Raw genomic sequence first — 23,614 nt, 5'->3', positions numbered from 1 at the left:
CACACAGAGTTATCCACAAATCTAATGATTAACCCCCCTCATCTCTTTATCTTGGGCCTTATATAGAGGGACAAAATAACCGCTTCGGCGGAATGCGAAAAATTCGCGAGCGTTGCGCAAACGTTTTCGTTACAATGCCACCGCAAAACAAGGATGCCCCGTAAGGGGCGTTAGCTGAGTTTTTCCGCAAGAATTCACCTAACGCTCTCTGTAATAGTCAAATCCAGGGGATTTACCATGCAACAACGTCGTCCAGTCCGCCGCGCTCTGCTCAGTGTTTCTGACAAGGCCGGTATCATCGAATTCGCCCAGGCACTTTCCGCACGCGGTGTGGTACTGCTATCGACAGGTGGCACAGCCCGCCTGCTGGCAGAGAAAGGTCTGCCGGTGACCGAAGTTTCCGATTACACCGGTTTCCCGGAAATGATGGATGGACGTGTAAAAACCCTGCATCCTAAAGTACACGGCGGCATTCTTGGCCGTCGTGGTCAAGACGATGCCATTATGCAGCAGCACCACATCGAGCCTATTGATATGGTCGTCGTTAACCTGTACCCGTTCGCTGAGACCGTCGCCCGTGAAGGCTGCTCGCTGGAAGATGCGGTAGAGAACATCGATATCGGCGGCCCAACCATGGTTCGCTCCGCCGCCAAGAACCACAAAGATGTGGCTATCGTGGTGAAGAGCAGCGACTACACCTCTATTATTAAAGAGATGGATGCCAACGAAGGTTCTCTGACCCTCGATACCCGTTTCGATCTCGCTATCAAAGCGTTCGAACATACCGCCGCTTACGACAGCATGATTGCCAACTACTTCGGCAGCATGGTTCCGGCCTATCACGGTGAAAGCAAAGAAGCCGCTGGCCGCTTCCCGCGTACGCTGAATCTGAACTTCATTAAGAAGCAGGATATGCGCTATGGCGAGAACAGCCACCAGCAAGCTGCCTTCTATATAGAAGAGAATGTTAAAGAGGCCTCTGTGGCCACCGCAGCTCAGGTACAGGGTAAAGCGCTCTCTTATAACAACATCGCCGATACCGATGCGGCGCTAGAGTGCGTCAAAGAATTCCACGAGCCAGCCTGCGTTATCGTCAAGCACGCCAACCCATGCGGCGTTGCGGTCAGCACTTCTCTGCTCGATGCCTACGACCGCGCGTACAAAACCGACCCAACCTCCGCATTCGGCGGCATTATTGCTTTCAACCGCGAGCTGGATGCCGAAACAGCGCAAGCCATCATCTCTCGTCAGTTTGTTGAAGTGATCATCGCGCCATCCGCCACTGAAGAAGCGCTGAAGATTACTGCGGCTAAACAGAACGTCCGCGTCCTGACCTGCGGTCAGTGGGCTCAGCGCGTGCCGGGACTGGATTTCAAACGTGTGAACGGCGGTTTACTGGTTCAGGATCGCGACCTGGGCATGGTGACAGAAGGCGAACTGCGCGTCGTCACCAAACGTCAACCGAGCGAACAAGAGCTGCGCGATGCGCTGTTCTGCTGGAAAGTGGCGAAGTTCGTTAAGTCTAACGCCATCGTCTACGCCAAAGAGAACATGACCATCGGCATCGGTGCAGGCCAGATGAGCCGCGTGTACTCCGCTAAGATTGCCGGGATTAAAGCCGCCGACGAAGGCCTGGAAGTAAAAGGTTCTGCCATGGCCTCTGACGCCTTCTTCCCGTTCCGCGATGGTATTGATGCCGCTGCGGCCGTAGGCGTGAGCTGCGTTATCCAGCCTGGCGGTTCTATTCGTGACGAAGAAGTGATTGCCGCCGCCGACGAACACGGCATCGCGATGATCTTCACCGACATGCGCCACTTCCGCCATTAATCCACGGAGCAGACGATGAAAGTATTAGTTATTGGCAACGGCGGGCGCGAACACGCGCTGGCCTGGAAAGCAGCGCAGTCACCACAGGTTGATACCGTTTTTGTCGCGCCGGGCAACGCGGGTACCGCGCTGGAGCCAACACTGCAAAACGTGGCGATTGGCGTTACCGATATTCCGGCACTGCTGAGCTTTGCCCAGAAAGAGAAGATTGATCTGACTATCGTCGGCCCGGAAGCGCCGCTGGTAATTGGTGTAGTCGATGCTTTCCGCGCCGCCGGTATGACCATCTTCGGACCAACCGAAGGCGCTGCGCAGCTGGAAGGCTCCAAAGCGTTCACCAAAGATTTCCTTGCTCGTCACCAGATCCCAACGGCCGAGTACCAGAACTTCACCGAAATCGAGCCTGCGCTAGCGTATCTGCGCGAGAAAGGCGCACCAATCGTCATTAAGGCAGACGGTCTGGCAGCCGGTAAAGGCGTTATCGTGGCGATGACGCTGGAAGAAGCGGAAGCCGCCGTACACGATATGCTGGCCGGCAACGCCTTTGGCGACGCGGGCCACCGGATCGTTATCGAAGAGTTCCTTGATGGGGAAGAGGCGAGCTTTATCGTGATGGTCGACGGCGAGCACGTACTGCCGATGGCTACCAGCCAGGACCACAAGCGCGTAGGCAATGGCGACACCGGCCCGAACACCGGTGGCATGGGCGCATACTCGCCTGCTCCGGTCGTTACCGATGAAGTCCACCAGCGCACCATGGAACGCATCATCTGGCCAACCGTTAAAGGCATGGCGGCGGAAGGCAACACCTACACCGGTTTCTTGTACGCGGGCCTGATGATCGACAAACAGGGCAACCCGAAAGTTATCGAGTTCAACTGCCGCTTTGGCGATCCAGAAACTCAGCCGATCATGCTGCGCATGAAATCAGATCTGGTGGATCTGTGCCTCGCCGCCTGCGCCGGTAAGCTGGACGAGAAAACCTCCGAGTGGGACGAACGCGCCTCGCTGGGCGTGGTGATTGCCGCTGGCGGTTACCCGGCCGACTACCGTACCGGCGATGTTATCCACGGCCTGCCGCTGGAAGAAGTTGCCGACGGTAAAGTGTTCCACGCAGGAACAAAGCTTGCTGACGATGATCGTGTTCTGACCAACGGCGGCCGCGTACTGTGCGCCACCGCGCTGGGTCATACCGTCGCCGAAGCGCAGCAACGTGCCTATGCCTTGATGACTAATATTCACTGGGACGGCAGCTTCAGCCGTAACGATATCGGCTGGCGCGCCATCGAGCGTGAGCACAACTAACGGCTGAGCTTCGCCAACAGCGTTTTGCGCGTAATGCCCAACTGACGGGCGGCTTCAGTTTTGTTGCCGCCCGTTTTTTCGAGCGCCGCCTGAATCACCTCTTTCTCCACTTCCACCAGCGGTTGAATTCCCTCATCGGTCGATGATGCCGGAATGGAAGCACCGACAATCGCCAGCGGTAGCTCACGTTCCGAAATATACTCGCCCGTCAGCAAGACCACCGCACGCTCTACCGCATTTTCCAACTCGCGGATATTACCCGGCCAGGCGTAGTGAATCAGCAGGTCCATGGCCTGAGGCGTAAAACCCTGCACCGTTTTACGATTACGTTCGGCATAGCGTTGCAGGAAATAGTGCGCCAGCTGCGGGATATCCTCATGGCGCTGGCGCAGCGGCGGCATATCGATAGTCACTACGTTCAGACGGTAGTAGAGATCCTGACGAAAACGCCCGGCGCTCACCTCTTCGGCTAAATCCCGATGCGTTGCGGCAATCAGGCGCACATCGACCGAAATCGTCTGATTGCTCCCTACGCGCTGCACTTCCCGTTCCTGAATAGCCCGCAGCAGGCGCACCTGCATCAGCGGCGAAATATCGCCAATCTCATCCAGAAACAGCGTGCCACCATCGGCCTCCACAAAACGCCCTTCCCGCCGCTTATCCGCACCGGTAAACGCGCCTTTCTCGTGGCCAAACATCTCTGATTCCAGCAGCGATTCATTCAGCGCCCCACAGTTGAGCGTCACCAGCGCTTTATCACGACGAGCGCTGCTGGCATGCAATGCCCGCGCAACCAGCTCTTTGCCGGTACCGGATTCGCCATGAATGAGCACGGTAGCATCCGACGGTGCCACCAGCGCGATATTATTCAGCAGCGTCTGCATCGCCGGGCTATCGCCGACCATACCAAACTGCGCCGCAGGCCCTGGCGAAGCAGAACATTCAGGCTGGCGCGTATGGGCTAAAGCCTGAGCCAGCGTTTGCTGTAGACGGTCAAAGTCCAACGGCTTTATCAGATAATCCAGCGCACCGGACTTCAATGCCTCTACCGCCGTATCAACACTGGAGTAGGCTGTCATAATGAGCACCGGTATCGATGGGTTATAGGCTTTTATCTCTTTTAGCGTTTCGATGCCGTCCATCTGCGCCATACGGATATCGCAGAGCACCAGATCGAATACCTGCTCCCTGATTTTCTCCAGCGCCTGCACACCGTTATTGGCCAGCGCAACCTGATATCCCCAGCCCCGCAGTAGCGCCTGTAGGATGGTGCAGTGGCTAATATCGTCGTCCACCACCAGAATAGTGATCTGTTCCTGACTCATCCTTGCTCATCCTTTTGTTGCCCATTGACCGGCAGGTAGAGGGTAAATACCGCTCCCTTGCCGGGCGTGCTTTCAACGTGAATTGTCCCGCCGTGCTGCTCAACGATATTCTGAACGACCGCCAATCCTAGCCCAGTACCATCGGCTTTAGTGGTGAAGTACGGGGTGAAGATGGCCTGCAGCTGCTCTGCCGTCATCCCTTTGCCGCTATCCGTCACGCTAAGCCTGACGCGTCCGTCACCGCACTCCGCCACCGACACCGTAATGGCACCCTCATGGCCAATCGCCTGAATGGCGTTGAGATAGAGGTTTAATAGCACCTGATTGAGGCGATCCGGATCGGCCTGAATACGGCATAGCGAAGGCTGAGCGGTAAATTGCAGCGTAATATTCCGGCCTAACGCATCCTGACTCACCAGTTGAAGCGAATGGCTTATCACCTCGTTAAGATCCACCGGTTGCCATTTTAAATGCGCCGGACGCACCAGCTCCAGCAGCTCGCTGACCACTCGATTGAGGCGGTCAGCCTCTTTCGCCATCACCTGCGCCAGTTCATAGGCCTCTCCACCCGGCGGCGTGCGTTCAGCGAAGTACTTCGCCAATCCTTTGATTGACGACAGCGGATTACGGATTTCGTGCGCCACCCCGGCGGCCAGGTGCCCTAGCGCAACCAGTTTATCTTTACGATGCGTGGCTTCCTGCAATTGCCTGTGCGAACGCTGATAGCGATTGAACCAGAACTGCGCGAGAACGGTTGCCACCATCACGACGCCAGCGGCACACAGCATGACAATCATATTGCGCAGCCCGCGCGCCTGTTCAGCATCCAACTCGCGGGCATCGAAGGCGATAAAAATAACCTGCGGCGTCTCGACCACATTGCGGCGCATCATCATGCGCATATGGTGTGAACCGGGCGCATTAAGCGGGCGAAACTGGCGATAAATTTCCAGCGCCGGTTCCGGTGACGTTAATCGCCGCCAGCGCTCGGTATCGCCCGGCGCGAGCGTCTGCATCGTCCGGGCGTCGTAAAGCGGCTGTCCCACCTGCTGCGCGTCACTGTGGGCAATAATTTTCCCCTGCTCATCGGTCACCGCAAACCACAGTACGCCGGGCTGCCACGCCATCTCTTCCAGCATGGTCTGGAGCTGCGCATGATGCATCCGCATTCCCATTCCGACACGCGCCCCGGACTCCAGCGCGCGGATAAGCACGCGGCCCTTCTCCTCAATCGTTTGCTGTGCCGACGCGTTTTCCCGCAGATGGTCGCGAACGATGAGCGTAGAGAACAAACACATCAGCAGCAACACCATGCCGGTTAGCAGCCAGCTAATGCCGGTCGCTAACGAATCCTTCGGTAATCGTAAGAGGTTCATGGTGCTTCCTTTTCTTTTTCCTGTGCTATCCCTCAGCAGAAATCATGCCACTCTTCATGCCCCGTAACCCGGCCTATCAGCACAATTCCCCCGAGTGAACGGGTAAAAATGACTCGGCTGGATACCCGCTGCGGGTCATTTTTACTCGCTCTGAGCAATCCGCCGCACGCCACCCCGCTTATATCGCGACATGAGAAGCTGGCACAGAAGATGCAATAGCTAAGGAGAACACACTACAGGAGAATCAACCATGAAACGGAACAATAAACTGACCCTTGCGCTATTAGCCTTCGCTACGCTTACCCTGACCAGCGGCGTAGCCCTGGCGGGCCCACATCATTGGAACAATGACTCAAAGAACGGCGGCTACAGCCAACTTACCGAGGCCCAGCAGGCTACCGTGCAAAAGCTGCGTAACGACTATTACGCCCAGACCAATGCACTGCGCCAGCAGTTAACGTCCAAACACTATGAGTACAACGCGCTGCTCACAGCGGATAAACCCGATAGCGCCAAAATTGAGGCCGTCGCGAAAGAAAGAGAGGCATTGAGCCAGCAGCTTGACCAGCAGCGGGTTAAGTTTGATGTCGCAATGGCTCAGGCTGGTATTCCGCGTCACGGGGGGATGGGCTATGGCTGCGAGGGTGGCGGACACAACGGCGGCCATATGGGCGGCATGCACCGCGGGTAAACCTTAGAAAGTCTTTTCGGTCGGCTGCCAGGTACAGTAGTCCTGGTTTGCCACCAGCAGGAGCTGGGAGCCTTCTGGTGCTTCCAGCCAGGCAATGCTCACCTCAGCCGTGGCACGGCTCTGGCGACTGGCAATATGCCCGAGGGCGCGCGAGTCAAAATCAGGTTTAACCGTCTCGCCTTCGCATGTCGTCACCGTCTTGTCGGCATGCCAGCGCCCCTGGCGCAGCACGACTTTCCCCAGCCGCAGCGCATCGCTGGTCTGACGGATCTGCTCCGCACGATAGCGATAAAGTGCGACCTGGTCGCTGGAGAGCTGCTGTTTTTGCCCATCAGTCTCGCGCTGCATAAAACTCAGCTCGCCGTTACTGTCGAAACGGGCGCGGATGTGTTCGGAGGGTTTACCGTAGATATTCAGTTCGATCAGCCGCAGCTTATCATCCTGCCAGCGATACTCGCTGGTTGAGGTGCTGCCGTTGTGCCACGGACTTAAGGTGGCCAGAAGGTGCGTCTCACCGCTGCTGTCTTTACGCCAGATGCGCACGGCACCCTGCGTGTCAGCGTAGCCGCTGGCGGTAAAGGGAGGTAATTCGCTGTTATGGCTACAGGCTGTCAGCAACAGTACGCCCGCCAACCCCGATAAACGGCGCCAGAGAAACGAAAGGGGCGAAACCGCCCCTTCTTTAAAACTGTTCACTGCCACGCAATCTTACTTAACAGCGTCTTTCAGTGCTTTGCCAGAAACAAATGCCGGCACGTTGGCTGCGGCGATTTTGATTTCATTACCGGTCTGCGGGTTGCGGCCAGTACGCTCAGCGCGGTGGTTCACTTTGAAGGTACCGAAACCAACCAGTTGCACAGCATCACCTTCTTTCAGAGACTCAGTAATAGCAGCCAAGGTGGATTCCAGTGCAGCTTTAGCCTGGGTTTTAGACAGTTCAGCCTTGTCCGCAATTACATCAATCAGTTGAGTCTTGTTCATAAGTTATCCTTACAATGTGTTTATCGCTTGCTAAGCATCGAGTGCGACGAAAATGCCAGAAAAGCACTCTCCTGCATACACGCACCGATAGCCACTTTTTTTCGCCCTCCAAATGTAGACCAGACGGGGGGCAGATGTGAAGCCTTCAGGCGTGACAATTCAGGCGGTAAATCACGTTTTATTGCCTCATTGCTGAAAATTTATACCAATATTGCTTTCGCCGGCTTCGCGGAGGTCTGCGCGCAGCCCTTTAATCAGTTCAATATCGCGTTCTTCGCACTCGGCTAAAAGGCGGAAAATCTCCCACTGAATGTCCCATTCTTGCTCTACAGCGGGGTTCAATTTCAGCTCTTCGTCGGTCATTTCGCGACCAGCCTGAGTCATTTCCAGCATCGCTACGGTGGTAATCGAACACTTGCTGACTTCGACAGCATGCTCGAGCGTTTCGCCACTTAAACGGGAGTGGATTAATTCACTCAACGCCACACAAGCATCGATTGCCGGGTACACGCCGTACAGATCGTAGTCGTCGGCCACAGGAATCGCTTCTTCAAACTTTTCCAGCTGGCTATCGAAGTTGATTTTCGCATCTTTAACCGTCAGTGATTCCCACACCAGATCGAGGATGCGGCGGTAAATCTGACCATCGTTAAATTCGGTTTGCTTGCAGAACATGGCGTAGTTCGGGTACATGCGTTCACATAGGCAAGCCATAAAGGTGACGTGCTGCCAACTTTCCAGCTTCTCCAGACGCAGGTGAATCGGGTTTTGTAACATGATGAGTTCTCAAATACGGAAATTAACCGCAGTTTACCTGATATGGGGCATTTTTGCTGCAAGGCGCATAAATGCCGGGCGTTCCGATGCCACCGCGTCTGCCCAGCGCATGGGCTCTGGCAGACGATAGCCGCTCATGCAGCGCTGCACCCAGCCTAACGCGCTATCGACGCTGATGCGGTGGCCCGTTGAGATAAACAGCGGGTTGCAGCGTGCTTTACTGCGCCATACCCAGGCCAACTGCTCGCCTTTATCCATCAGCGGTGCCAGCGCGCCGGATTCAGCCGCCAGCGGTTCAAATTGACCGCACAGGCGTTTTTTCGCCACGCCAAGGGTGGGAACATCCACCAGCAGGCCAAAATGGCTGGCCACGCCGAGACGACGGGGATGAGAAATGCCGTGGCCGTCGACAAACAGCAGGTCAGGCTTTTGCGACAGTTGCTGCCATGCCGCCATCAGCGCCGGCGCTTCGCGAAACGAGAGAAATCCGGGGATGTACGGCATGGTGGTGGCGATACGCGCCACCTGATACTCGACCAGTTCAAGCGACGGATACTTCAGCAGCACCATCGCTGCACGCGTCACCTCACCACCCTGCTCGAATCCCACGTCGGCGCCGCCGATAAGACGCGGCGGATCGCTTAACAAACGATCTTCACGGCAAACCGATCCAGCAAGCTCAAGCTGCTGCGCGCGCAGCGACGCGAGATCCATACTCATCCCTTAGCGGTGGTATTGCGCCGACAGACGGTGAACCGCCTCCACGAAGACGCCCGCGTGTTCCGGCGGCACGTCCTGATGAATGCCGTGACCGAGGTTAAAGACGTGGCCTTCGCCCTCACCAAAACCGGCAAGGATCGTCGCCACTTCTTCTTCAATACGTGGACCCGGCGCGTAGAGCATGGACGGATCCATGTTGCCCTGCAGCGCAACCTTATGGCCCACGCGACGGCGCGCATCGGCAATATCAGTGGTCCAGTCAAGGCCCAGCGCATCGCAGCCGGTTTCTGCCATCGCTTCCAGCCACTGTCCGCCGCCTTTGGTAAACAGCGTCACCGGCACGCGGCGGCCATCATTTTCACGCAGCAAACCATCGACGATTTTATGCATGTAATAGAGCGAGAACTGCTGATAATCACGACCGGTCAGCACGCCACCCCAGGTATCAAAAATCATCACCGACTGCGCACCGGCTTTAATCTGGGCATTCAGGTACAGAGTGACGCTTTTGGCCAGCTTATCGAGCAGCAGATGCAGCGTTTTCGGATCGGCATACATCATTTTTTTAATCACGGTAAAGGCTTTACTGCTGCCGCCTTCCACCATGTAGGTCGCCAACGTCCACGGACTACCGGAGAAACCAATCAGCGGCACTTCGCCTTTCAATTCGCGGCGAATGGTTCGCACGGCGTTCATGACGTAGCCCAACTCGCCTTCCGGATCCGGAATCGGCAGCTTGTCCACGTCAGCTTTGCTGGTAATTGGCGAGGTAAAGCGTGGGCCTTCCCCGGTTTCGAAATAGAGCCCCAGCCCCATCGCATCGGGGATGGTCAGGATATCCGAGAAGAGGATCGCCGCATCAAGCGGGTAGCGGCGCAGCGGCTGCAGCGTCACTTCACAAGCCAGCTCGGCGTTTTTGCACAGCGACATAAAATCGCCGGCCTGTGCGCGGGTGGCTTTGTACTCCGGCAAATAGCGGCCTGCCTGGCGCATCATCCACACCGGAGTCACATCAACGGGCTGGCGCAGCAGCGCACGCAGATAACGATCGTTCTTGAGTTCGGTCATTTTACATTCCTTTAGCGTTGATGCGCTCAGTGTAACATGTCACTGGTATTCAGCCCGACACATTGCCACGGTATCTTCAATCAGCCGACGTGCGACGGTGCCCGGCGGTGGAAGCAGCGGTAAATCGTCGTAGCGGTACCAATTGGCGTTCAGCAGCTCTTTCGGGTCGATAACAATCTCACCGCTGTCGTACTCCGCCATGTAAGCGGTCATCAGCGACTGTGGGAACGGCCAGGGTTGAGAGGTCACGTAGCGCAGATTTTTCACTTTAATACCGCTCTCTTCCATCACCTCGCGCGCCACCGCCTGTTCCAGCGTTTCGCCCACTTCCACGAAGCCGGCCAGCACGGTATGCACACCGTTACGGTGACGAACGTGCTGGGCAAGGAGAATGGAGTCATCGCGGCGAATGGCGACAATAATGCAGGGGGCAATTTGCGGGTAGTAGCGTTCGCGGCAGTGGCTGCACAGCATCGCCCATTCGGTTTTGCTCGGATGCATGGGGTGCCCACAGTAGCCACAGAATTTGTGCGAGCGATAAAACTCCGTCAACTGCACGCCGCGCCCGGCAAGCTGGAACAGGCCGACGTCCTGATCGAGCACCTGCCGCACCGATCCCATATCATGGCGGCGCGACTGTTGAACCAGCCACACCGGGGATCCTTCCCATTCACCAATCTGCAGCGCGCGCTGCCCCACAAGATCGAAATTTACCGCTTCGCCATGTGGTATTTCGCCACCGGGCAACCATAATTTTTGTTCGTGGCTGACTATCCACCAGCCGCGATCCAATTTTTCAATTATACGATCCATATCTCTTGCGCAACCTTTGCTTCACAGGCATGTTATTAACATTATTATTACATTTTGACGTGAGCAGATTTTAATCTTAACGATGCGGGGGTCAACCTATGCTAAACCAGTTAGAGAGCCTGACAGAGCGTGTAAAAGGACACCATAGACTGGTCGACCGCTGGCTGAATATTCGTAAGCACCTGCTCGTGGCTTACTACAATCTGGTTGGCCTTAAGCCTGGCAAAGAATCGTTCATGCGTCTTAACGAAAAAGCGCTCGATGATTTTTGCCAGCGTCTGGTCGACTACCTTTCTGCCGGTCATTTCAGTATTTATGAACGTATTATCCATAAAATGGAAGGCGACACTCCGCTTTTAAACGCGACGAAGATTTGGCCGCAGCTGGATGCCAACACGCAGCTGATTATGGATTTCTACGACTCCACACTGGAAAGCGCCATCGATCAGGATAACTGCTATGAGTTTCAGCAGGCGTTGTCCGACATTGGCGAAGCGCTGGAAGCCCGCTTCCGGCTGGAAGACAAATTGATAATGCTGGCTTTCGAAACGCTCGATCAGGGTGAATTAAAACGCCCGGCTTGAGATTTGCGGCATTAACGAGTAGTTTACATTCATTACCTCTCATCTGAGGTTACTTCTTGTCGGAGTGCCCAGTGCGCAAGCACGGGCTGAGACCGTTAATTCGGGATCCGCGGAACCTGATCAGGTTAAGACCTGCGAAGGGAACAAGAGTCGTGCCGATTACACAAAATCATTCACGTTGCATCAAGGCGGCAACTGAGAGAATCCTCAGAAGCTTACCAGAGTAAGTGACTGGGTGAACGAAGGCAGCCAACGCAGAGGCAGCCTGAATGATGAAGTGTAATCATCTCTTGCTTCATCCGTCGTCTGACAAGCCACTCCTTACTTTTTTGGAATGAGCTATGTCTGCCACAACTAAACCATCCCGCCGCGAACAGCGCGCCCAGGCCCAACACTTTATCGACACTCTGGAAGGCACCGCTTTCCCGAACTCCAAACGCATTTACATTACCGGCTCGCAGCCGGATATCCGTATTCCCATGCGCGAAATCCAGCTCAGCCCGACGCTGATTGGCGGCTCAAAAGACACGCCGCAGTTTGAAGAAAATGAAGCCGTTCCGGTCTACGACACCTCCGGCCCCTATGGCGATCCGGACGTGGCGATTAATGTTCAAAAAGGTCTGGCCAAACTGCGCCAGCCGTGGATTTCCGCACGTAACGACAGCGAAGAGTTAAACGACCGCAGCTCGGCCTACACCAAAGAGCGCCTGGCCGACGACGGCCTGGATGAATTGCGCTTCACCGGTTTGCTGACGCCAAAACGCGCCAAAGCAGGTCGCCGCGTCACTCAGCTGCACTACGCCCGCCAGGGGATCGTCACGCCGGAGATGGAATTTATCGCCGTGCGTGAAAACATGGGCCGCGAGCGCATCCGCAGCGAAGTGCTACGCCACCAGCATCCGGGGATGAGCTTTGGCGCACGCCTGCCGGAAAACATCACCGCAGAATTTGTCCGCGATGAAGTCGCCGCTGGGCGCGCGATCATTCCTGCCAACATTAACCACCCGGAATCGGAACCGATGATCATCGGCCGTAACTTCCTGGTGAAAGTGAATGCCAACATTGGCAACTCCGCCGTGACCTCTTCCATCGAGGAAGAAGTTGAAAAGCTGGTGTGGTCTACCCGTTGGGGTGCCGATACGGTGATGGATCTGTCCACCGGGCGCTATATTCACGAAACCCGCGAATGGATCCTGCGTAACAGCCCGGTCCCAATCGGTACGGTTCCGATCTATCAGGCGCTGGAGAAGGTGAACGGGATCGCCGAAGATCTCACCTGGGAAGCCTTCCGCGATACCCTGCTGGAGCAGGCCGAACAGGGCGTGGACTACTTCACCATCCACGCGGGCGTGCTGCTGCGCTACGTGCCGATGACCGCTAAACGTCTGACCGGCATTGTCTCGCGCGGCGGCTCCATCATGGCGAAGTGGTGCCTCTCCCACCACAAAGAGAACTTCCTGTTTGAACATTTCCGTGAAATCTGCGAAATCTGCGCCGCCTACGACGTCTCCCTGTCGCTGGGCGATGGCCTGCGTCCGGGCTCCATTCAGGATGCCAACGACGAAGCGCAATTCTCCGAGCTGCATACGCTGGGCGAGCTGACCAAAATCGCCTGGGAATATGACGTGCAGGTGATGATTGAAGGCCCAGGGCACGTACCGATGCAGATGATCCAGCGCAACATGACCGAAGAGCTGGAACACTGCCACGAAGCGCCGTTCTACACCCTCGGGCCGTTGACCACCGATATCGCACCGGGCTACGACCACTTCACCTCCGGAATTGGCGCAGCGATGATTGGCTGGTTCGGCTGCGCGATGCTGTGCTACGTCACGCCAAAAGAGCACCTCGGACTGCCGAACAAAGAAGATGTGAAGCAAGGGCTGATTACCTACAAGATCGCCGCCCACGCCGCCGATTTAGCCAAAGGCCATCCGGGCGCGCAGATCCGCGATAACGCCATGTCGAAAGCGCGCTTCGAATTCCGCTGGGAAGATCAGTTCAACCTGGCGCTCGACCCGTTCACCGCCCGCGCTTATCACGACGAAACGCTGCCGCAGGAATCCGGTAAAGTTGCCCACTTCTGCTCGATGTGCGGGCCGAAATTCTGCTCGATGAAAATCAGCCAGGAAGTGCGCGACTACGCCGCCGCGCAAACCATTGAAGTCGGAATGGCGGACATGTCGGAGAACTTCCGCGCCAAAGGCGGCGAAATCTACCTCAAAAAAGAGGAGGCGTAATGTACCAGCCTGATTTCCCAACCGTGCCGTTTCGCCTCGGGCTTTATCCGGTCGTCGATAGCGTGGAGTGGATTGAACGCCTGTTAGCAGCCGGAGTGCGCACCATTCAGCTACGCATCAAAGATAAGCGCGATGCAGAGGTAGAAGCCGACGTTGTGGCCGCCATTGAACTGGGGCGCCGTTACGACGCTCGCCTGTTCATCAACGACTACTGGCGGCTGGCGATAAAGCACAATGCTTACGGCGTTCATTTGGGCCAGGAAGACCTCGAAACGACTGACCTGAAAGCGATTCAGTCGGCAGGGCTGCGCCTTGGAGTATCAACCCACGATGATATGGAAATTGACGTGGCGCTGGCCGCCCGCCCGTCCTACATCGCATTGGGCCACGTCTTCCCGACGCAAACTAAAGAGATGCCCTCCGCCCCACAGGGTTTGACGCAGCTAGCGAGCCACATCGAGCGACTGGCAGATTACCCGACCGTCGCCATTGGCGGTATCAGCCTTGAGCGCGCGCCCGCCGTACTGGCAACCGGCGTCGGCAGCATTGCCGTCGTCAGTGCGATAACCCAGGCGGCAGACTGGCGCAGCGCCACCGCGCAGCTGCTTGAATTAGCAGGAGTCGGCGATGAATGACCGCGATTTTATGCGCTACAGCCGCCAGATATTGCTCGGTGATATTGCGATAGAAGGCCAGCAAAAGCTGCTCGGCAGCCACGTGCTTATCGTCGGCTTAGGGGGTTTAGGCTCCCCGGCCGCGCTGTATCTCGCCGGGGCGGGAGTGGGCACGCTGGTGCTCGCCGGCGATGACGATGTGCATCTGAGCAACCTCCAGCGGCAAATTCTGTTCACCAACGACGACGTCGCGCGTTCGAAGGCGCAGGTCGCCCAGCAAAGGCTGTCACGGTTCAACCCGGACATCGAACTGGTGGTGCTACAGCAGCGTTTAACCGGCGACGCGCTGCGCCACGCGGTGGCAAAGGCGGATGTCGTTCTGGATTGCACTGACAACATGGCCACCCGCCAGGAAATTAACGCCGCCTGCGTGGCGCTGAGCACACCGCTGGTCACCGCCAGCGCCGTCGGTTTTGGCGGCCAGCTGATGGTACTCACGCCGCCGTGGGAGCAGGGCTGCTACCGCTGCCTGTGGCCGGACGATATCGAGCCAGAACGCAACTGCCGCACCGCCGGTATTATTGGCCCGGTCGTCGGCATTATGGGGACATTACAGGCGCTGGAAGCCCTAAAACTCCTCAGCGGTATTGAATCGCCTAACGGAGAGTTGCGTCTGTTTGATGGCAAAACCAGCCAGTGGCGCAGCCTCGCGCTGCGTCGTGCCATCGGCTGCCCGGTATGCGGAGGGCAACATGCAGATTCAGTTCAATGACGAGCCTTTACAGTGCGCCGAAGGGCAAACCGTCAACGCGCTACTGGCCCAGCTTAATCAGCTTAAACCGGGTGCCGCGCTGGCACTGAATCAACGGATCCTGCCGCGCGAGCAGTGGGAACAGCACATCGTGCAGGAAGGCGACCAGATCCTGCTTTTTCAGGTTATTGCAGGGGGTTGAGATGTTACGTATTGCCGATAAGACGTTTGATTCACATCTGTTCACCGGCACGGGAAAATTTGCCTCATCGCAGTTGATGGTGGATGCCATTCGCGCCTCCGGTAGCCAACTGGTGACGCTGGCGATGAAACGGGTGGATTTACGTCAGCACAACGATGCCATTCTGGCGCCATTAGTTGAGGCGGGTGTTACGCTGCTGCCCAACACCTCTGGTGCAAAAACCGCGGAGGAGGCCATTTTTGCCGCCCAGCTAGCGCGCGAAGCGCTGGGAACCCACTGGCTGAAACTGGAAATTCACCCCGATGCCCGCTGGCTGCTGCCGGATCCTATCGAAACGCTGAAAGCCGCAGAAGCATTGGTCAAACAAGGATTTGTGGTACTGCCCTACTGCGGCGCCGACCCGGTGCTGTGCAAGCGGCTGGAGGAAGTTGGCTGCGCGGCGGTGATGCCGCTGGGTGCGCCCATCGGCTCTAATCAGGGGCTGGAAACGCGCGCGATGCTGGAAATTATTATTCAGCAGGCTACGGTGCCGGTGGTGGTGGATGCCGGGATCGGCGTACCGAGCCATGCAACGCAGGCGCTGGAGATGGGGGCCGAGGCGGTACTGGTCAACACGGCGATTGCCGTGGCCGACGACCCGGTCATGATGGCTACGGCCTTCCGTCTGGCGGTTGAGGCGGGGCTCCTGGCGCGCCAGGCGGTGCCGGGCAACCGCAGCGCGCAGGCAAATGCCACCAGCCCGCTGACGGGTTTCCTGGAGGCGCTGGCATGAAAACCTTCACCGACCGCTGGCGGGAGCTGGAGTGGGATGATATTCGTCTACGCATCAACAGCAAAACCGCCGCCGATGTCGAACGGGCGCTTAACGCCTCTTCGCTTAATCGCGATGACCTGATGGCGCTGCTCTCCCCCGCTGCTGCCGACTATCTTGAGCCGCTGGCACAGCGGGCCCAGAAGCTGACTCGCCAGCGTTTTGGTAATACCGTCAGTTTTTACGTACCGCTATATCTCTCCAACCTGTGCGCCAATGACTGCACCTACTGCGGCTTCTCGATGAGTAACCACATCAAGCGCAAGACGCTGGACGAAGATGACATTGCCCGCGAGTGCGAGGCCATTCGGGCGCTGGGGTTTGAGCACCTGCTGCTGGTCACCGGCGAGCATCAGGGGAAAGTCGGCATGGACTATTTCCGCCGCCATCTGCCCAATATTCGCCGCCAGTTCGCTTCACTGCATATGGAAGTCCAGCCGCTGGACACCGCGGAGTACGCCGAGCTGAAAACGCTGGGTCTTGACGGAGTGATGGTCTATCAGGAGACCTACCACGAAGGCATGTACGCTCAGCATCACCTGAAAGGGAAAAAACAGGACTTCTTCTGGCGTCTGGATACCCCGGACAGGCTGGGTCAAGCCGGTATCGACAAGATCGGGCTCGGCGCACTGATTGGGCTTTCGGATAGCTGGCGGGTGGACTGCTTTATGGTTGCCGAGCATCTGCTGTGGCTGCAACAGCGCTACTGGCAAAGCCGCTACTCAATCTCGTTCCCGCGTCTGCGCCCGTGTGCAGGGGGTATTGAGCCCGCTTCACTGATGGATGAGCGTCAACTGGTACAGGTGATTTGCGCCTTCCGGCTATTCTCTCCGGACACCGAGCTGTCGCTCTCAACCCGTGAGTCTCCGTGGTTCCGCGATCACGTGATTCCGCTAGCCATCAACAACGTTAGCGCCTTCTCGAAAACGCAGCCCGGTGGCTATGCGGACGAGAAACCCGAGCTCGAGCAGTTCTCACCGCACGATGCACGCACGCCAGTTGAGGTGGCCAGCGCGTTAACGGCGCGTGGACTGCAACCGGTGTGGAAAGACTGGGATAGCTGGCTGGGGCGCGCCTCGCAGCGCTAACGCAAACACGGTAACAGAAATAAACAGTCTGGATAGCGCCTCGCAAAGACATGAAACGGGCGTTGTCCGGCTGGGTTTGACGTTTTACGCTGCTTTGGTCGGCAATCTGAGCCGACCAGGGCGGCGTTTCTTCCTCTGCTGCCCTGCCCAATTTATAAAAACGAATATTTCATAAAAACAGGCTGGTACTAGCGATTTAATCTAAAGGTGTAGATTAAATACTTATATTATCTGTGGTGAACTATAATTCCTCGGTTAAAAAGATATATGAGATTGCAGTTTCAAAATCCGCCGCTCTTCTGCAATTCACCCCAGGAATCAAGACCGTTATGAATCATCACAGCAGAAGACTGTCGTTTACGACCCCTATTTTTATTAGCTTTGCGGGGATCCTTCTTACTTTTATCCTCATCGCCGCACTGGTCACGCTTATCCAGCGAAACGACATTATTCGCGATTATCATAGCATTAACCGCAATTTCACCCACAATCTCGCCGTTAACTACACCGAATCCATCCTGCGCGAAAATGACTATATCCTGGGCCGGGCAGCGACCTATTTGTCGCGTAACGACGAGCTGAATAAAGTGGTTAACCTCAATCCGCAACAAGGGCTGCAATCGATGATGCAGCTGCTGTCGATGATGCCGACCGTATCCTCATTGTCCATCGCTGATACGGCTGGCCATTACCTGCGTGCTCCGCAGGTGGTCGAGCGAAGCGATTCACCTGTGTTCAATGCCACCACCCGCCCATGGTTTATTCATCAAGGCGATGTTGGGATCTTCAGCCGTTATACCCAACCTTATATCGATTTCTTTACCCAACAACAGACCATTACCCTGGCAAAACCGGTGATCTCCCCCGACGGTAAGTTAAAAGGTACGCTGGCGTTTCATTTTGACTTAACGGCAATGAGCCACACGTTGCGACAGATGAAGCCTCCGGTGCAGGGTGAGTTTTTCGTTGTGAACCGTGATGGGCTGGCATTGCTACATCCGGATAGCGGTAAGCTGTTTAAACCCGTCGTGCCGGATTCGCTCGTCGACAACATGACCGCTGGCGATGGAGAGATCTTCGATAAAGCCACCCGCACCTGGTACTACTATTATTCGTTTACCAATCCTGACTGGTTCGTCATTTATAAAGTGTCTGACCAAACGCTAAATCAACTCGCACAGCACGAGAGCATTATCGTCTGCTGGGGTTTCGCATTGGCAGGGATCATCATTATCACCTTTGGTTTGTACCTGCGTCAGGCGTCTCGCGGCATCCTGATGAATATCATCAATGCCATAAAAACCGGCGACACCAAACATGCTCCCGGACTTGAGGTGATGCTGCACAAAGCGATTGAGGTCAATAAAGAGCGCGAGCGAGCCTATGTCAGGCAGGCCACGGTAGACTCGCTCACCGGGTGTAAAAATCGTTGGGCGTTCGATACGGATATCTCCGCGCTGATAAACGACCATCAGCCCTTTGCCCTCGCGCTGGTCGATATCGATAACTTTAAATCGATCAATGATACCTGGGGCCACCTCAGCGGCGATATTGTGCTGCGTAACGTCGCCCGTGAAGGCATCACTATCCTGCAAGCGCATGGGCTTTCACTCTATCGCTACGGCGGCGAGGAGTTCGCCATTATCTTTACAGCGGAACACGTTGCCCAAGCCAGCGCGCTGCTTGAGCTGTGGCGGATTAGCGTGGCTAACCGGACCTGGCGTGAAGAAGGTCTCAGGGTCACTTTCTGCGCCGGACTGGGTGAATGGCATATGGAGACGCTGGAACATCTGGTCTCCAGCGTCGATGAAGCGCTCTATAAAGCCAAACATCAGGGAAAAAACCGCATCTTGCAGACATCTACTTCCTGACGAACAGCGCAGTTCACACAAAACCCGCATTGCGGGTTTTTTTGTCTTCCGCATACAGAAATGTAACCGGTTTCAGTTTTTTGAAGCGATCTTTGTGATGCCTTACACACAATCGTCGCAAAGCAGTTGTTGATCGTTTCAGCTCGCGATAAACATGGTTCATCACGGGTCATGAGGGAGCATTATGAAGAATATCGTTTTATGCTGCGCTGCAGGAATGTCCACCAGTATGCTGGTTCAACGGATGAAGGATGCAGCTCAGAAAAAAGGAATTGAGGTCTCAATTAAAGCCGTACCGGTGGCCGAATTTAAAGCAAATATCAACGATGCGGATATCGTCCTGCTCGGTCCACAGGTTAAGTATGAGCAGGCTAAACTGCAGGCTCTGGCCGATCCTTTAGGCAAAAAAGTCGCCGTCATCGATATGATGGACTACGGCATGATGAAAGGCGATGTAGTGCTTGATAAAGCCCTTAAGTTAATGGAGTGAGAAAGACGTGGAAGATTTAGAATCAATCATCATGGAACTGCTGGTGAATGCTGGTGCCGCACGTAGTTCAGCATTAACTGCATTACAGCTTGCACGCAAAGGTGACTTCGAAGGCGCGGAAAAGGCGATGGAAGAGTCCCGCGAGTTTGTCAAACTGGCCCACGGTATCCAGACCCAGCTTATCGGCATTGACGAAGGCACGGGCAAACTGCCGGTTAACCTGATCACCGTTCATTCCCAGGATCACCTGATGAACGCAATGGTTATCCAGGATCTGGCGACCGACATGATTGAGCTGTATCGTCGTATTCCACTGGTGAGCTAATCACGCTACCGCAAGAATGCAGAAGGCACCCTGAAGGGTGCCTTTTCTTTTGCACTTCCGACGACCTTCCTCGCTACTTTTTCTGCCGATGACTGCGGTAAGTATCGAGCACCACGGCCACCACGATAACAGCGCCGGTAATCACCCGTTTTGTTGGCTCACTCGCGCCAATTTGCGCCAGCCCTGCCGCCAGCACGGAAATAATCAGCGCCCCGAGGAACGTACAAATAACTGAACCTCGCCCGCCCATCAGGCTGGTTCCGCCAATCACCACCGCGGCAATCACCTGCAGTTCCATACCGACACCACCGTTCGGGTCAGCCGCTTCCAGTCGAGCCACCTGAAACAGCGAAGCCAGCCCGGCGAGCGCGCCCATCAACGCAAAGACAATCACTTTATACGGCGCAGGATTAATGCCCGACAGCCGCACCGCTTCTTCGTTAGTACCAATGCCAATTAAGTGGCGGCCAAAAATGGTGCGGGTCAGTACCAGATGTCCAACAATAATGACCAGCACAGCGATAACAAATGACGGCGAGATGCCGAAAATAATTGGGTCGGCAAGAAAATCAAAGCTTGAGCCGATATAGGCGGTGCGGGAATCAGTCAGTTGATACGCGCTGCCGCGCGCCATTTCCAGCATTCCCAACGAGACAATAAAGGTCGGAATACGCCAGATAACTGAAATCAGCCCAGTCAACGAGCCGACCAGCGTCGCCGCGATGATACCGGATAGCGCAGCCAGCCACGGAGACCAATGCAGGTTAAGGTAAGTCACGCTGACGACGGCCGCCGAAAGCGCCAACACCGAGCCCACCGACAGGTCGATACCGGCAATAATTAAAACGAAGGTCATACCGACCGACATCACCATCAGATCGGGAATTTGGTTGGCGATGGTGCTGAAGGTGTTCAGGCTTAAGAAGTGATCGCTCAAAAACGAGAACAGAACGATCATCGCCAGCAGCGCGCCAATCAACCCTAGATAGCTGCTCAGCCCACGCCATGAAACGGCCCGGCCCTTGGCGGACAGTGAAGTGTTACTCATCGTGTAAATTCCCAGTGGCATGTTGATAGCCCGAAAATGCGGCGGCGAGAATAGCGTCTTGTGTCCAGCTATCGCGAGTAAAGGTCTCCACCAGCTTACCGGCCGAAAGAACCGCAATACGATCGCAAATCAGCATTAACTCTCTTAGATCGCTGGAGACAACGATCAACCCCTTACCGCTCTGCGTCAGTTCATTAAGCAGCAGGTAAATGTCCCGCTTGGCACCAACGTCAATGCCGCGCGTCGGTTCATCAAAAAGGATGACGTCGCAGTTTCGCTCCAGCCAACGGCTAATCAACACTTTTTGCTGATTGCCACCGGACAGGCTATCGACGGCAAATTCAGACCCCGACGTGCGAATGCCTAGCCGGGTGATATATTTCTGCGCCAGCTGCCGCTCTTCATCGGCATTCAGCCATGACAGACGGCTGACTTTTTCGCCATTGCCGAGCGAGGTGTTCGCAGCAACCGACTGTGGCAGCAACAATCCCTCTCCTTTACGATCTTCCGTTACTAGCGCGATGCGGTGGGCAATCGCCTCCGCCGGTGTGCGAATGGTGACGGGTTTAAGCGGGTCGCCCACCAGCAACTGTCCGCTGTCGATACGGTCCGCACCAAAAATCGCACGCATCAGTTCCGTACGCCCGGCCCCCACCAGCCCGCTGATCCCCAGAACCTCGCCCCGATGTAGCGTCAGGGAGATATCCTGCAGCGCTTTGCCACGGGTAAAATGCTCCACTTGCAGTATCGGATTACCCCGACGGCGGGCACTAATATCAAAGCTACTTTCCAGGTCGCGCCCTACCATCAGTGAAACCAACTGGTCGCTGCTATAGCGTTTAATATCATCGGTACAGACGACGTTTCCGTCACGCAGCACCGTAATATCGTCCGCGATTTGCGCCAGCTCATCGAGGCGATGAGAAATATAAATCAGCGAAACGCCGCGTTGTTTAAAGAGCTTAATTTGCTCGAACAACAGCTCAACTTCACGACTGGTGAGCATCGCGGTCGGTTCATCGAGAATAAGAATACGGCTGTCACCGATCAGGTTGCGGGCGATTTCAATCATCTGCTGGTGACCGATACCGAGCTCTCCCACCAGCATATCCGGGTCGAGTGCCTGTAGGCCGACCATCTCCATCACCGGGTACGCCATCTCGCGCAGGCGCTTACGGTGTATCCATCCCCCCCAGTTTGGCAACTGATCGAGAAACAGGTTTTCGGCGATGGTTAAGGTAGGTAGCAGATTCAACTCCTGCATCACCATACGGATGCCGAGCTTTTCTGCCTCTTTACGGCTGGTTGGGGCATAAGGCTGCCCGAGGTAGGTCATGGTGCCGGTAGTTGGCGTAATCAGGCCGCCAATGATTTTAGACAGCGTGCTTTTTCCGGCACCATTCTCCCCCGTTAATGCCAACACCTTTCCGGCATACAACGTGAGATCGATATGGGTCAACACCGGTTCATTGTAGGTTTTACCGATGCCGGACATTGACAAGATTTCTTGATAATCAGCCATTTTACGCACGCACCTGCTCTGTCGAATCCCTATAAAAATCCGGGGCCATCAACATGACCCCGGAGAGTCAGATGCGGGTTACTGCTTCACAATCAGTTTAACCGGCGTTTCAACGCTACCAGAGAGTTCACTCTGTTTCTTCCCGGCTTTTAACGCATCCAGCGCAGTATCAATCCCGAAGACTGCCTGCTGGGATGCGAACTGATCCGCCGTCGCCAGCACGCGACCGTCCTGCAGCATCGGCTTAATCGCTTCGATATTGTCATAGCCGACAACCTGTACCTGGCCACGTTTCCCGGCTGCACGAATCGCCGAAACCGCACCCAGAGCCATATTATCGTTGTCCGCCAGCAGCGCTTTGATATTCGGGTATTCGCTCAGCATAGCCGCCGCAATGGCGTTGGCATTATTCATCTCCCACTGACCGGACTGTACGGAAACCACTTTCATGCCACCAGCAGACATTGCATCCTGGAAACCAAGCGTACGCTGCTGTGAGTTAGTGGAGGTTGGAATACCTTCGATAATGCCGACCTCGTCGCCCGCCTTGAGATGTTTCGCCAGATAGTCGCCAATATCTTTCGCCCCTTTGCGGTTATTTGGCCCAACGAATGGCACGTTCAAGCCTTTGTCTTTCAGCACCGCAGCATCGAATTGGTTGTCGATATTAATCACCAGGATACCGGCATCAACCGCCTTTTTCACTACCGGAACCAGCGCTTTCGAATCGGACGGCGCGATAATAATGGCGTCCGCTTTTGACACAATCATCTGCTCAACGATTTGGATCTGACTTGAGGTGTCGGTTTCATTTTTAATCCCGTTAGAAACCAAATCGAATTTATCCGCATTTTTCTTTTGATAGTCTTTTGCGCCATTTTCCATCGTCAGGAAAAACTCATTCGCCAGCGATTTCATAACTAACGCTATTTTAGGTTTATGCGGTTGGGTGTCTGCGGCAAAAACAGGATTGGCGATAACTGCAGAAAGCGCCATTGCAGTTGCAGAGCCAATGAAATAAGAAAATATTTTTTTATTCATGAGGTTATCCATTTTCTGAGGTAGAGTTAGACGCAATACCCGATGCAGTATAGCCAAGCCAAAAGAAGGTCAGAGTGAGGCACTGCACAATATTCCAGGCTGGAGCCTGGCAGTGCTAAATATGGGGGGATACAAAAAAAGAAC

The 23,614-nt window shown here is 55.5% G+C and carries 24 protein-coding genes and 1 riboswitch; of the genes, 13 read left to right on the top strand and 11 right to left on the bottom strand.

Annotation, left to right across the window (positions count from 1 at the left end; all coding sequences use genetic code 11):
* Positions 1-237 precede the first annotated feature (237 nt).
* Together purH and purD are read left to right on the top strand one after the other, a co-directional pair.
* Positions 238-1,827, top strand: a complete 1,590-nt coding sequence (purH, locus tag LZ634_RS01975) for a bifunctional phosphoribosylaminoimidazolecarboxamide formyltransferase/IMP cyclohydrolase (RefSeq protein ID WP_234502061.1) — start codon at positions 238-240, stop codon at positions 1,825-1,827.
* 15 nt (positions 1,828-1,842) lie between these two features.
* A complete protein-coding gene (purD, locus tag LZ634_RS01970) occupies positions 1,843-3,132 on the top strand; it encodes a phosphoribosylamine--glycine ligase (RefSeq protein ID WP_234502060.1) in 1,290 nt (429 codons plus the stop codon).
* Here the strand turns inward: purD and zraR are convergent.
* Positions 3,129-4,457, bottom strand: coding sequence for a sigma-54-dependent response regulator transcription factor ZraR (gene zraR, locus LZ634_RS01965; protein ID WP_234502059.1), 1,329 nt, complete (start codon positions 4,455-4,457; stop codon positions 3,129-3,131). The two genes, purD and zraR, sit on opposite strands and share 4 nt — an antisense overlap.
* Positions 4,454-5,833: a two-component system sensor histidine kinase ZraS gene (zraS, locus tag LZ634_RS01960; protein WP_234502058.1), complete on the bottom strand. Its 1,380-nt coding sequence runs from the start codon at positions 5,831-5,833 to the stop codon at positions 4,454-4,456. Before zraS ends, zraR begins: the two co-directional genes overlap by 4 nt.
* Positions 5,834-6,083: 250 nt before the next feature.
* Between zraS and zraP the strand changes: the two genes are divergently transcribed.
* Positions 6,084-6,524: a zinc resistance sensor/chaperone ZraP gene (zraP, locus tag LZ634_RS01955; RefSeq protein WP_234502057.1), complete on the top strand. Its 441-nt coding sequence runs from the start codon at positions 6,084-6,086 to the stop codon at positions 6,522-6,524.
* A 3-nt stretch (positions 6,525-6,527) separates the two neighbouring features.
* Here the strand turns inward: zraP and LZ634_RS01950 are convergent, their stop codons facing one another.
* The 6 genes from LZ634_RS01950 to nudC form a co-directional block, all read right to left on the bottom strand.
* Positions 6,528-7,220: a DUF1481 domain-containing protein gene (locus tag LZ634_RS01950; RefSeq protein ID WP_234502062.1), complete on the bottom strand. Its 693-nt coding sequence runs from the start codon at positions 7,218-7,220 to the stop codon at positions 6,528-6,530.
* A gap of 12 nt (positions 7,221-7,232) precedes the next feature.
* Entirely contained in the window at positions 7,233-7,505 is a 273-nt protein-coding gene (gene hupA, locus LZ634_RS01945) for a nucleoid-associated protein HU-alpha (RefSeq protein ID WP_061284714.1), read from the bottom strand.
* A 186-nt stretch (positions 7,506-7,691) separates the two neighbouring features.
* Entirely contained in the window at positions 7,692-8,282 is a 591-nt protein-coding gene (locus LZ634_RS01940) for a YjaG family protein (RefSeq protein WP_234502056.1), read from the bottom strand.
* Positions 8,283-8,315: 33 nt separating this feature from the next.
* Positions 8,316-8,996 carry a deoxyribonuclease V gene (gene nfi / locus LZ634_RS01935; RefSeq protein ID WP_234502055.1) on the bottom strand — a complete coding sequence of 227 codons (681 nt, stop codon included), beginning with the start codon at positions 8,994-8,996 and terminating at the stop codon, positions 8,316-8,318.
* 9 nt (positions 8,997-9,005) lie between these two features.
* On the bottom strand, positions 9,006-10,070 hold the full coding sequence (gene hemE / locus LZ634_RS01930; protein ID WP_234502054.1) for a uroporphyrinogen decarboxylase: 1,065 nt from the start codon (positions 10,068-10,070) through the stop codon (positions 9,006-9,008).
* A gap of 39 nt (positions 10,071-10,109) precedes the next feature.
* Positions 10,110-10,883: an NAD(+) diphosphatase gene (gene nudC / locus LZ634_RS01925; RefSeq protein WP_234502053.1), complete on the bottom strand. Its 774-nt coding sequence runs from the start codon at positions 10,881-10,883 to the stop codon at positions 10,110-10,112.
* 98 nt (positions 10,884-10,981) lie between these two features.
* On the opposite strand from nudC, the gene rsd reads away from it, so the two are divergent.
* From rsd to LZ634_RS01875, 10 genes are all read left to right on the top strand, one after another.
* A complete protein-coding gene (gene rsd / locus LZ634_RS01920; RefSeq protein WP_234502052.1) occupies positions 10,982-11,467 on the top strand; it encodes a sigma D regulator in 486 nt (161 codons plus the stop codon).
* Positions 11,468-11,517: 50 nt separating this feature from the next.
* Positions 11,518-11,627, top strand: a riboswitch (TPP riboswitch).
* Positions 11,628-11,808: 181 nt separating this feature from the next.
* Positions 11,809-13,707, top strand: a complete 1,899-nt coding sequence (gene thiC, locus LZ634_RS01915) for a phosphomethylpyrimidine synthase ThiC (RefSeq protein WP_234502051.1) — start codon at positions 11,809-11,811, stop codon at positions 13,705-13,707.
* Positions 13,707-14,342 carry a thiamine phosphate synthase gene (thiE, locus tag LZ634_RS01910; RefSeq protein ID WP_234502050.1) on the top strand — a complete coding sequence of 212 codons (636 nt, stop codon included), beginning with the start codon at positions 13,707-13,709 and terminating at the stop codon, positions 14,340-14,342. Before thiC ends, thiE begins: the two co-directional genes overlap by 1 nt.
* On the top strand, positions 14,335-15,093 hold the full coding sequence (locus LZ634_RS01905) for a HesA/MoeB/ThiF family protein (RefSeq protein ID WP_234502049.1): 759 nt from the start codon (positions 14,335-14,337) through the stop codon (positions 15,091-15,093). Before thiE ends, LZ634_RS01905 begins: the two co-directional genes overlap by 8 nt.
* Positions 15,074-15,274: a sulfur carrier protein ThiS gene (gene thiS / locus LZ634_RS01900; protein WP_234502048.1), complete on the top strand. Its 201-nt coding sequence runs from the start codon at positions 15,074-15,076 to the stop codon at positions 15,272-15,274. The genes LZ634_RS01905 and thiS overlap by 20 nt, the downstream gene beginning before the upstream one ends.
* Before the next feature lies 1 nt (position 15,275).
* The gene (gene thiG / locus LZ634_RS01895; protein ID WP_234502047.1) at positions 15,276-16,046 is read left to right on the top strand and encodes a thiazole synthase; all 771 of its coding nucleotides are present in this window, start codon (positions 15,276-15,278) and stop codon (positions 16,044-16,046) included.
* A complete protein-coding gene (thiH, locus tag LZ634_RS01890) occupies positions 16,043-17,173 on the top strand; it encodes a 2-iminoacetate synthase ThiH (RefSeq protein ID WP_234502046.1) in 1,131 nt (376 codons plus the stop codon). Before thiG ends, thiH begins: the two co-directional genes overlap by 4 nt.
* 329 nt (positions 17,174-17,502) lie before the next feature.
* The gene (locus LZ634_RS01885) at positions 17,503-19,044 is read left to right on the top strand and encodes a sensor domain-containing diguanylate cyclase (RefSeq protein ID WP_234502045.1); all 1,542 of its coding nucleotides are present in this window, start codon (positions 17,503-17,505) and stop codon (positions 19,042-19,044) included.
* 184 nt (positions 19,045-19,228) lie between these two features.
* On the top strand, positions 19,229-19,534 hold the full coding sequence (locus tag LZ634_RS01880) for a PTS sugar transporter subunit IIB (protein ID WP_234502044.1): 306 nt from the start codon (positions 19,229-19,231) through the stop codon (positions 19,532-19,534).
* A gap of 7 nt (positions 19,535-19,541) precedes the next feature.
* On the top strand, positions 19,542-19,859 hold the full coding sequence (locus LZ634_RS01875) for a PTS lactose/cellobiose transporter subunit IIA (protein WP_035895909.1): 318 nt from the start codon (positions 19,542-19,544) through the stop codon (positions 19,857-19,859).
* 73 nt (positions 19,860-19,932) lie between these two features.
* Here the strand turns inward: LZ634_RS01875 and LZ634_RS01870 are convergent, their stop codons facing one another.
* From LZ634_RS01870 to LZ634_RS01860, 3 genes are all read right to left on the bottom strand, one after another.
* Positions 19,933-20,907, bottom strand: coding sequence for an ABC transporter permease (locus tag LZ634_RS01870; protein ID WP_234502043.1), 975 nt, complete (start codon positions 20,905-20,907; stop codon positions 19,933-19,935).
* Positions 20,900-22,429 carry a sugar ABC transporter ATP-binding protein gene (locus tag LZ634_RS01865; RefSeq protein WP_234502042.1) on the bottom strand — a complete coding sequence of 510 codons (1,530 nt, stop codon included), beginning with the start codon at positions 22,427-22,429 and terminating at the stop codon, positions 20,900-20,902. Before LZ634_RS01865 ends, LZ634_RS01870 begins: the two co-directional genes overlap by 8 nt.
* A 78-nt stretch (positions 22,430-22,507) precedes the next feature.
* Complete coding sequence (locus LZ634_RS01860) at positions 22,508-23,470, bottom strand: sugar ABC transporter substrate-binding protein (protein WP_234502041.1); 963 nt, start codon at positions 23,468-23,470, stop codon at positions 22,508-22,510.
* Positions 23,471-23,614: the final 144 nt, after the last annotated feature.

The sequence above is a fragment of the Kluyvera intermedia genome, assembly GCF_021440345.1.
GTDB classification, from domain to species: domain Bacteria; phylum Pseudomonadota; class Gammaproteobacteria; order Enterobacterales; family Enterobacteriaceae; genus Kluyvera; species Kluyvera intermedia_A.
This window is presented reverse-complemented; position numbering and strand designations above follow the sequence as displayed.